General features: G+C 65.5%; 10 protein-coding genes and 1 tRNA gene. 7 read left to right on the top strand and 4 right to left on the bottom strand.

Annotated elements, in window-relative coordinates; genetic code table 11:
• On the top strand, positions 1-466 hold a 466-nt coding region (locus ON32_RS22430), incomplete at its 5' end, for an acyl-CoA dehydrogenase C-terminal domain-containing protein (RefSeq protein WP_040792942.1).
• A 222-nt stretch (positions 467-688) separates the two neighbouring features.
• Positions 689-1,777 (top strand): glycoside hydrolase family 183 protein, encoded by a 1,089-nt coding sequence (locus tag ON32_RS22425; RefSeq protein ID WP_040792941.1) that lies wholly within the window; start codon positions 689-691, stop codon positions 1,775-1,777.
• A 101-nt stretch (positions 1,778-1,878) separates the two neighbouring features.
• On the opposite strand, the gene ON32_RS22420 is transcribed toward ON32_RS22425, so the two are convergent.
• A complete protein-coding gene (locus tag ON32_RS22420; RefSeq protein ID WP_040792940.1) occupies positions 1,879-2,925 on the bottom strand; it encodes an alpha/beta hydrolase in 1,047 nt (348 codons plus the stop codon).
• 385 nt (positions 2,926-3,310) lie between these two features.
• Here ON32_RS22420 and ON32_RS22415 point away from each other — a divergent pair, with 385 nt between their 5' ends.
• Positions 3,311-3,829: a hypothetical protein gene (locus tag ON32_RS22415; RefSeq protein ID WP_040792939.1), complete on the top strand. Its 519-nt coding sequence runs from the start codon at positions 3,311-3,313 to the stop codon at positions 3,827-3,829.
• A gap of 269 nt (positions 3,830-4,098) precedes the next feature.
• Positions 4,099-4,932: a class I SAM-dependent methyltransferase gene (locus ON32_RS22410; RefSeq protein WP_040792938.1), complete on the top strand. Its 834-nt coding sequence runs from the start codon at positions 4,099-4,101 to the stop codon at positions 4,930-4,932.
• A 535-nt stretch (positions 4,933-5,467) separates the two neighbouring features.
• Here ON32_RS22410 and ON32_RS22400 read toward each other — a convergent pair.
• Positions 5,468-5,541, bottom strand: a tRNA-Gly gene (locus ON32_RS22400).
• Positions 5,542-5,686: 145 nt separating this feature from the next.
• Between ON32_RS22400 and ON32_RS22395 the strand changes: the two genes are divergently transcribed.
• Positions 5,687-6,229, top strand: coding sequence for a dihydrofolate reductase family protein (locus ON32_RS22395; RefSeq protein WP_040792936.1), 543 nt, complete (start codon positions 5,687-5,689; stop codon positions 6,227-6,229).
• Between the two features lie 96 nt (positions 6,230-6,325).
• Here ON32_RS22395 and ON32_RS30590 read toward each other — a convergent pair whose 3' ends face one another.
• The gene (locus ON32_RS30590) at positions 6,326-6,448 is read right to left on the bottom strand and encodes a hypothetical protein (RefSeq protein ID WP_281032246.1); all 123 of its coding nucleotides are present in this window, start codon (positions 6,446-6,448) and stop codon (positions 6,326-6,328) included.
• 4 nt (positions 6,449-6,452) lie between these two features.
• On the opposite strand from ON32_RS30590, the gene dcd reads away from it, so the two are divergent.
• Complete coding sequence (gene dcd, locus ON32_RS22390; protein ID WP_040792935.1) at positions 6,453-7,025, top strand: dCTP deaminase; 573 nt, start codon at positions 6,453-6,455, stop codon at positions 7,023-7,025.
• Positions 7,026-7,050: 25 nt separating this feature from the next.
• On the opposite strand, the gene ON32_RS22385 is transcribed toward dcd, so the two are convergent.
• On the bottom strand, positions 7,051-7,545 hold the full coding sequence (locus ON32_RS22385; RefSeq protein WP_245551227.1) for a hypothetical protein: 495 nt from the start codon (positions 7,543-7,545) through the stop codon (positions 7,051-7,053).
• Between the two features lie 174 nt (positions 7,546-7,719).
• Here ON32_RS22385 and ON32_RS22380 point away from each other — a divergent pair, with 174 nt between their 5' ends.
• The gene (locus ON32_RS22380; RefSeq protein ID WP_157224292.1) at positions 7,720-9,126 is read left to right on the top strand and encodes a helix-turn-helix domain-containing protein; all 1,407 of its coding nucleotides are present in this window, start codon (positions 7,720-7,722) and stop codon (positions 9,124-9,126) included.
• The last annotated feature ends 3 nt before the right edge of the window (positions 9,127-9,129 follow it).

Below are 9,129 nucleotides of genomic sequence, written 5' to 3'. Positions count from 1 at the left end.
CTTCTTCCGCAAGATCGCCCGCGATCGCGGTGTGGCGCTGGCCCATGTGGCCGGCCAGATCCAGAAGTTCATCGACTCCGAGGCCGGTAACGGCCGGCTGAAGAGCGAGCGCAAGCTGCTGGCCACCGCTCTCGAGGATGTGCAGGCCATGGCCGCCACCCTCACCGGGCACCTGATGGCCTCCCAGGAGCAGCCGAGCGAGTTGTACAAGGTGGGTCTGGGTTCGGTGCGGTTCCTGCTCGCCGTGGGTGATCTGCTCATCGGTTGGCAGCTGCTGCGGCAGGCCGAGATCGCCGGTGCGGCGCTGGACGCCGGCGCCGAGGGCGCGGACCGGGCCTTCTATCAGGGCAAGATCGGCGTGGCGCAGTTCTTCGCCCGCAATGTCCTGCCGGAGCTGACCGCCACCCGCGCCGTCCTGTCCAACTTGGACAACGACATCATGGAGCTGGACGAAGCGGCGTTCTGACGCGAGACGACCGTTACGAAGGTGGGCCGGAACCGATCCCGGCCCACCTTCTCGTCGTTCACCCCTGCGCGGTGTTCCGCCCGGGAATCGGCCGCGTCGCAAGATCGCGGTGCTCGCCGGAGACGTTGACGCCGCCGTTGCGGAGCGGGCCCATCATCACGGCGGGTTGCGGGCGGTCGTGGCACAATACCGGCCAGACCGCACCCTGGAGGGATCATTCAGATGAGCCGTTCGCTGTCCACACTCGCTCGCATCGGCGTATTCGGGGCGACCGTGGCAATGGTCCTGGCGGCCCCGGCCATGGCCGACCCCAACAATGTCAACCCGATTCCGGGAATCAACGGTCAGCCACGTGGTCTCCCCGACCTGCCCGGCCCCACCGAAGCGGTATTCCAGGTGACCGGTATGGACAGCCCGAACCAGACGCAGCAGGTGAATGTGCTCGGCACCGACCTGGGCATTATGTGGGACGACGGAAACGGCACCCTGCTCACCGCTTTCGGGGACAGCGCGGGCCTCGGCGTGCCCAATCTGTTCGCCGGCAGTGTCTGGGCCTGGACCAGCAATGTGATCTTCCGCAGCCACACCAAGGACCCCTCCGGCGGCATCTTCTTCGACGAGATCGTCCCGAACCCGCTGCCCAGCCCCAAGATCCCGGGTATCGAGATCAGCCTCATCCCCACCGCCGGTATCTCGGTGGGCGGCACCCAGTACATGAGCCTGATGTCGGTGAAGGAATGGGGCGACCACGGTAAATGGGTCACCAACTTCTCCACCCTCGCCGCCTCCGGCGACGGTGGCCGCACCTGGGCGCAGCTGCCCACCACCCGCCGGGCCAATGTGGACGGCCACGAACGGTTCCAGCAGAACGCATTCGTGAAGAGGGACGGGTACGTCTATCGCTACGGCACCCCGGCCGGGCGCAACAACCCCGGGTTCGTCTCCCGCGTCAAGGAAGCCGATATCGCGAATATCGACGCCTACGAATACTGGGACGGAAAAGGGTGGAAGCTCGACGATCCCAAGGCATCCGAGCCGATCGTCGAGGATGTCGCCGAATTGTCGGTGCAGTGGAACGACCACCTGGGCCGCTACATCATGTTGACCACCGACCACACCAACTCGGTGGTGATGCGCACTGCCTCGAAACCGGAAGGTCCATGGGGTCCGCCGCGCGTGCTGATCGATACGGCGGCACTACCGTCCGCATACGCTCCGATGATCTTTCCGTATCAGACCGGGAGCGACCTGTACTTCCTGCTCACGGTGCATCACCGCTACAACGTGCTGCTCATGCGAACCCCGCTGTAAGGATTGTCGGAGGTGCCGTCACTTCGTCGCATGCGGTGGTCATGACCGACGCGCCGAAGGTGAGGTCGGATCCGATCGAGATCCGGTCGCCTTCCCTTTTCTCAGGGGTCGAGTTCGAGTGCCCGGGCGATGGTGGGCCAGGACCGGGCCAACTCGTCGGCCCAGTACGGCCAGGAGTGCGTGCCGGTCGGCCGTAGATTCACCGTGGCGGGAATCTGCAACTGCGCCAGTCGAGTGGCCAGGTCGTGCGCGCATTTGAAGGCACCGGCCTCCAGCGGGCCGCCGACGGTAATGGCATCGGGGAGCTCGACCTTACCGGGCACATCGTGTTCGCCGGGGATCCCGCTGCCGCTGGACAGGTAGATCGCGGTGCCGCGCAGGGCTTCGGCATGCGCCATGGTGTCGTGGGCAAGCCAGTCCGGATCATCGGGCGGGCCGAACATATTGTCCGGATCGCCGCCATAGGTTTTGACAATGGAGCGGGCCTGGGCCTGACCGGCGCCGGAGGCGACGGTGTAGCAGCCACTGTGCGCCGCGACGACGGAATACATTCCCGGGTTGCGGAAGGTGAGCATCATCGCGGCTTCGGCGCCCATCGAGACCCCCTGGATTCCGTTGCGGCCATTGCCTTCGAAGTGGGCGTCGATCAGCGGCGGTAGCTCCCGGATGAGGAACGTCTCCCATTTGTTGGTGCCCAGGACGGGGTCGCGGCGCTGCCAGTCGGTGTAGAGATTGGCCGGACCGCCGGTGGTGAACACGACATTGACGTTCTTGTCGGCGAAGAACTCCACCGCATGCCCGTGCTCGATCCAACTGCTGCTGTTCTCGGGGGCACCGCGGCCGTCGAGCATGTACAGGGTCGGTCGCGGGCGGCTCCGGTCGGCCGGTAGGAGCACCTGCACCTGGACGACCCGGTTCATCGAAGGCGAGGTCACGAACACCCGAAGCCAACGGTCGGTGATCGGTTCGATCCGCTGGATGGCGGGGCGAACCGCGAGGTCGGGGTCCTCCGCCGGGGCCTGGTAGCCCTCGGACGATCCGGTGTCGGCACCCGAGGTCGGTGGTTCGGCGCCGGCGGTGCCGGGCATCATCGTCAAAGCCCCCAACATCACCACCGCGGGCGCGACCATCTCGGCGACCCGCCGCATCGGTAGGTGCCGACCTTCGAGGTGTCCCGCGTCGGACGGGTGCGAATTCCCTTGTCTCACCGGATTACTCCTGTGGGACAGTGGTTTCGACCGGTGTTTTCTCGCCGGTCGGCGCAGGAAGCCCGAGCCGCGGGCGTCTCGAGGACGTCACACATGCGCCTAGTAAACCTCAGCGAGACGGTGTTTGTCAGATAGGGACGGTGCGTTCGACGCGGAGGAGTGAAAACGCCGGATATGTTGGGGCGCGGCCCGTTCGCTCGCCTTCTGTTGCCGCGCAAAGCCAGCCGATACTCGGCTCTCGACCGGTCGACCCACGAAAACATCGAGCCCACCGGGTGTATCCGAAGTCGTACCAGCGGCATATGGCGACGATGGGACGATTGCCATGCGGTACGAACGCCGAACACCCATACTGCGGACCACGGCGAATATTTCGAGTGTTTTCGTGCAGATGAACCTGCGTGATCCGACCGATGAGTCGGCCGAGCACCTGTGGGAGGGCCGGCCCCGGCGGCTGACCTCGGTGTGGGTGCGCTGGTACAACGACGGCGGCGATTTCGACGAGATCGATCACCGGCCGATAGCTCAGCACATGCGTCGAGAGGACAAGTACTGCTACCGCGGTGGGACATGGATTCGGCAGTGCCGATATGCCTACGACGGTATTCGAATCATCTGGCAGCACTCGTCACTCACTGTCACCTCTTTCGGCGGATGGCACTGGCGGCGCGGCGGATCGGTGTATGTCGTGGACGCGCCGGGTGACTACCCGGCCGGTAACAACCGCTGCGACCTGCCGAGACGCGAGCGACACTCGCGACCCCCACATACGGATACCGATCGGGGAGAGGTCCGATTACGAGAGGTATTACTGGTGGCGGGAGGGGGCTGCTCGATTCGCTGAGCGATGACGAGCTGTCCCTCATTCTGTCGAATGCCGTTCGGCCGGAGTTGTCGTGGCACGGCAGACCGGTGAGGGTGCTGATCCGGAACGAGTCGTTGTCCTGGCGGGTCTACCACCTCGACGACCGGGACAACTGCGTCGATACCGACTATCAGCAGAGCGCTGTGTACGGATAGATCGCGGCGGCGGGATGTATTCGGGCGGGCGATGTTTCCGAAAGTATGCCATTGTCCGGTCCGCACATGGGAAGAGCAGGCAGAGTCGTCTGTATGACTGATCTCGTGCTCTCGCCCGAACGTCGAAACGAGTTGGCCGCGCTGCTGGGCGACGAATCGCGGTTGCGGGCCGAGTATCCGAAGGTGGCCGAGTATCTGGATACCGCACCGGTATTGGCCGGCACCGGTGACGAGGCGGCCGATGCCGCGTTCGATCTGCGGTTCGTGCACTACATGACCGGTGGTGCCTCGGAATCGGGCAACCCGTATTGGGATATCGTCGGCCCCTCCGTCGGGACGGTCGAGGGTCGTCGGGTGATCAACGGCGGCAACACCAATGGCAGTGTGCGGTTGGGGTTCGTGCAGACGATCCTGCAGGCGGCCTATGCGTATGCGGTGCCTTCGCCGGAAACCCTGGACTGGGTGCAGGCGTTCGCGGGTGGGCGGACCGTGGTGGAGTTGGGTGCCGGGCGCGGGTATTGGGCGCGGTTGTTGGCCGAGCGTGGGGTGGTGGTGCGGGCGTTCGATTCCGCACCGCCGGACGCGACGGTGAATGCGTCGTTTCCGATGGTGGCGGGTCAGCCGGATGTGTGGTTTCCGGTGGGTGGGCTCGACGGGTTCGCGGCGGCGTTGAGCGAGGATGCGGTGTTGTTTTTGTGTTGGCCGCCGGGGTGGGGTGATGCGATGGCCTCGCAGGCGTTGGAGTTGTTCGAGTCGCGGGGTGGTCGGCGTTTGGTGTATGTGGGGGAGCCGAAGGGCGGTAAGACCGGTGATGATGCGTTCTTCGATCGGTTGTCGGATGGCTGGGTGGTGCAGTCGCGGGATGAGCGGTTCGTTTCGTGGTGGAATCTGACGGATGCGGCGCAGGCCTGGGTTCGCCCCGAATGAACTTCGAACGCCGACGGTTCCCGAAGCGATCTACCCGGGTGCACCGGCGCGCCGGGAGGAATTCGTCGGCGAGGCCTCCAATGCCTCGTGTCACGGGGTGACGGGAAACCGTTGCGGTGGTCGATGTTCGGTGCGCGTGCGCGGTGGTCGAAGGTCGCTGGTCGAAGGTCGCTGGTCGAAGGTCGCTGGTCGAAGGTATTGCCGCGGGACAGCGGGCATGCATTTCCACGGCCTTCACCATCCCGGAGAACCGCGGTCTTCCGGTCGGCATATCGACCGGGGACCGTGGACACGGATGGGTCGTGGCGGTATGTGGGTGGTGCCGGTCCGATCGGTAGGTGACCGGGATGCCGGCTGCCGGCTCGAGGGTGGGCGGTCGCGGCCGGCTCGGGAACATCACCAAGGTAAGGCGGGCCGGAGAACGAGAGCATATGTGCCGCACATGAGGCACAGCACTGAGAGCGGAACGCGCCCGCGGGGGGTAGGGATTTCAATAATTATGGCCTGACCTGCGTGTTTTTCGCGGCCTGGTCGGTGGAGCCGATGACGGGAATCGAACCCGCGCTCTCAGCTTGGGAAGCTGATGTTCTACCATTGAACTACATCGGCAGCGCCCGCACTGGGGGCGATGGGGAGCATAGCAGAGTGGACCTCCCTGTGTGAAACCCCGATTGATTCCGCGGAGTGCCGCATTGTTTCCGGAGTACCGACAAACCTGACAGAGGATGTCACGGTCGGCCGACACGATGATGGCATGCGAACTCAGTACTACACCGCGACCAGCCTGGATGGGTATATCGCCGACTCGGACAACTCCCTCGACTGGTTGCTCGAAATCGCCGACGACGGCAGCGCCGAGTCGGATATCTCCCGGTTCCTGAGCGAAGTCGGCGCCATGTGCATGGGGGCGACCACCTATGAGTGGATCGTCGCGAATGAGTCGACACAGGACTGGAAACAGAATTACGGCGACCTCCCGTGCTGGGTGTTCACCCATCGTGAGCTGCCCCCGATTCCGGGTGCGAATCTGCATTTCGTATCCGGTGATGTCGAACAGGTGCACAAGCGGATGGCGGAGGCAGCGGGTGCGCGGAACATCTGGGTGGTCGGCGGCGGCGACCTGGCCGGGCAGTTCGCCGATGCGGGACTGCTCGACGAGATCATTGCGGGCGTCGCGCCGGTAACACTGGGCGGCGGTGCGCCGCTGCTACCGCGTCGGATTCTGTCGGCGCGGATGAGACTTGTCGATGTCGCCCGGATGGGGCGGTTCGCCCAGCTGACCTATCGACTCGATTAGGCCGTGACGCGAGGCGGGTCGCGGGCCGGTGGTCTGCCCGCAACCCGCCTCGGCGCCCGACCGGGGGCAGGTCCTTCTCGCGCAGGGGCGCGACTTTCACGGCGCGGTTGCCCCGGGAGAGGCCGAGCCGGCCGTGGTGGCGGTCTCACGGCGGCCGGGCGGTGCGAGGAAGGTGGCGAGCGCGGCTGCGGAGCCGGGACGAGCGGGCGCTACGCTCATCCACGTGCTGCTTTCCGATCGTGATATCCGGGCGGAGATCGCCGCGGGGCGTCTCGCGCTCGAGCCCTTCGCGGATAATTTGGTGCAGCCGTCCAGTATCGATGTGCGGCTGGATCGGATGTTCCGGGTCTTCAACAACACCCGCTACACCCATATCGATCCGGCCCAACGTCAGGACGAGCTGACCAGCCTGGTGGAACCAGCGGAGGGTGAGCCGTTCGTGCTACACCCGGGCGAGTTCGTGCTCGGGTCCACGTTGGAGGTGTGCACCCTGCCCGACGATCTGGCGGGTCGGTTGGAGGGCAAGTCCAGTCTCGGCCGGTTGGGGCTGCTCACGCATTCCACGGCGGGGTTCATCGACCCGGGGTTCAGCGGCCACATCACGCTGGAGCTGTCCAATGTGGCGAATCTGCCGATCACCCTGTGGCCGGGGATGAAGATCGGTCAACTGTGTCTGTTCCGGTTGACGAGTCCGGCGCAGCACCCATACGGGAGTGCGGCGGCCGGGTCGAAATATCAGGGACAACGTGGTCCGACCCCTTCCCGGGCATACCTGAACTTCCCGGTGACCGGGTAGCAGCCGGACCACGTCCATCCCCGTCTCAGTGCGGGTCGGCGCCACCGACCATGAGGGCCGCGTTGACCACCGCGGACAGCGGGGGCAGCAGCCCGTCCCGGTCGGGTGGGACGATCCAGTGGCATCCTTCCCTGTTCCAGCGTCCGAGTCCGGTCGGTAGCATCAGGGCGCTGCCCACTCCGGGGACGCCGATACCGATGCGGTCGAGCATCCTTACCACATCCGGATTCGGCCTACGGTCGGGGTGGGCCAGGAAACTCCAGCGAACCTTCCTGGCCAGCAGGGGAACTCGGATGTCTTGTGAATCCAGCAGGGAGCGCGTCTTTTCCGCGTGCGCCGTGGGGAGATGGACGACGCATACGCGGTCGGTGACGGGCAGCATGACGAATCCCGCGCGTTCGGCGACGGGTAGTCCGAATTCGTGACGGTAGTAGGCGGCCCAGTCGTCAACCGTTCTGAGCTTTTCCACGTTCACGTGAAACCCCTTGCCTGGCAGGCGTTGCAGAGTGGCGGTCGGCACGGAACCGTCCGCGTTTCGGCTCCTGCTTCCAGGATGGCGGCAACACCGGTGTGCCGGAATCGCCCGTCTGCCCGCCTTTTACTGCCATTGCGCTGCCCGAGCACGATATGACACCGAAGCTTGTGGTTGATCTCACAAACCACTCGTACTCTGGAAGGGAAATCGTTCGAAGGGATGACAAACGTGGTCGGCCAATGGTCCGGTAGGCAGGCTCGGGCGCTGCGTGAGGCCAAGCGGATGAGTATCCGCGAATTCGCCGCGCACCTGGGTGTGCACGAACGTCTGGTGTCCAAATGGGAGGCCGGTGGGGAAAGGATTCATCCGCGTCCGGTCAACCAGGCCGCTCTCGATACCTGTTTGGCGCGGTCCGACGAGATCGTGCAGGCGCGGTTCGCGGAATTGACCGCCGCGCCGACGGCCTCCGCTGCCGATTCACCGACCGGCGCCGCGCGGTCCCGGTCGCGCAACGGTTATTCCAGCGATGCCGAACTCTTGGCCCTCATCGATTCCGGTGCGGTGCGAGGTGATGCGTCAGTAGCGATTTCGGAGAGGGATCTGATCATGGCGGCTGCCCACGAGGCGAGCGAACACGCGGAGAAGGCCGAGAGCACCAATGTCGGTGCCGCCACGCTGGAGCAGCTCGATGCCGATGTCGCCCGTATCGCCAACGACTACGTGCATATTCCGCCGATGCCGATGATGGTGGAGATGCTGCGGGTTCGCCGTCGGGTCTACCGACTGTTGGAGGGGCATCAACGGCCGGCCGACACCAGTCACCTGTATTTGCTGGCGGGCACACTGTCGGGGTTGCTCGCCAATGCCAGCACCGATCTGGGCTATCTGGATGCCGCCGGTGAGCAGATCCGGGCCGCCTGGGCATATGCCGAACTGTGTGGACACAATGGTCTGCGCGCCTGGACGCGAGGTATGCACGCGCTCATCGAATACTGGTCGGAGCGGCCGCATCGGGCACTGCAGTTGGCGCAGAGCGGACAGCAGTACGCCGATTCGGCGACGGCCGCCGTGCGGCTGCACAGTATCGAGGCCCGTATCTGGTCCAGGATCGGCAGCGTCTCCGAGACCGAACGGTGCATTCGAGCCGCCGAGGAGGCCCGCGGTCGGTCGGCTGTGGACAGTCTGCACGACGGGGTGGGCGGCGTGTTCGGCTTTCCCGAAGCGAAGGCGGGCTACTACGCGGGCGCCACCTATATCCATCTGGAGATGGCCGAACCGGCCCTGGAGGCCACCCGGCGCACGATAGAGCTGTACACGAGCGGACCGTCCCGGCAGCGTTCCTACGGCGCCGAGTCGTTGGCCCGGGTCGATTCGGCGGCCGCGCACCTGATCAACGGCAGCCTCGACGGCGCCACCGAGGCGTTGCGGCCGGTGCTCGATCTCGACGAGGACAAACGCATCGCCCAACTGGAGGAGCGGTTGACCGGTCTGCGACAGCGGATCTGCGCACCGGCGTTTCGCGGGGCGGCGGAGGCGCGGGCATTGGACGAGCGGATCGAGGAGTTCTGCGGCGCCACCGCGGCGCGGGGGCTACCACCGGCCCGGGGTAGCCGGACGCCGGAGTGATCG

The organism is Nocardia paucivorans NBRC 100373, from assembly GCF_000308675.1.
Taxonomy (GTDB): domain Bacteria; phylum Actinomycetota; class Actinomycetes; order Mycobacteriales; family Mycobacteriaceae; genus Nocardia; species Nocardia paucivorans.
The sequence above is the reverse complement of the archived record's forward strand: the minus strand, read 5'-3'. Positions and strand labels throughout refer to the sequence as shown.

Bases quoted from the DNA above. Each gene is read 5' to 3' on its own strand.
- ON32_RS30590 (WP_281032246.1), bottom strand. From the start codon at position 6,448: ATGAGCGTAGCGCCCGCTCGTCCCGGCTCCGCAGCCGCGCTCGCCACC.
- ON32_RS22395 (WP_040792936.1), top strand. From the start codon at position 5,687: ATGCGAACTCAGTACTACACCGCGACCAGCCTGGATGGGTATATCGCC.
- ON32_RS22420 (WP_040792940.1), bottom strand. From the start codon at position 2,925: ATGCGGCGGGTCGCCGAGATGGTCGCGCCCGCGGTGGTGATGTTGGGG.
- ON32_RS22410 (WP_040792938.1), top strand. From the start codon at position 4,099: ATGACTGATCTCGTGCTCTCGCCCGAACGTCGAAACGAGTTGGCCGCG.
- ON32_RS22425 (WP_040792941.1), top strand. From the start codon at position 689: ATGAGCCGTTCGCTGTCCACACTCGCTCGCATCGGCGTATTCGGGGCG.
- ON32_RS22380 (WP_157224292.1), top strand. From the start codon at position 7,720: ATGACAAACGTGGTCGGCCAATGGTCCGGTAGGCAGGCTCGGGCGCTG.
- ON32_RS22415 (WP_040792939.1), top strand. From the start codon at position 3,311: ATGCGGTACGAACGCCGAACACCCATACTGCGGACCACGGCGAATATT.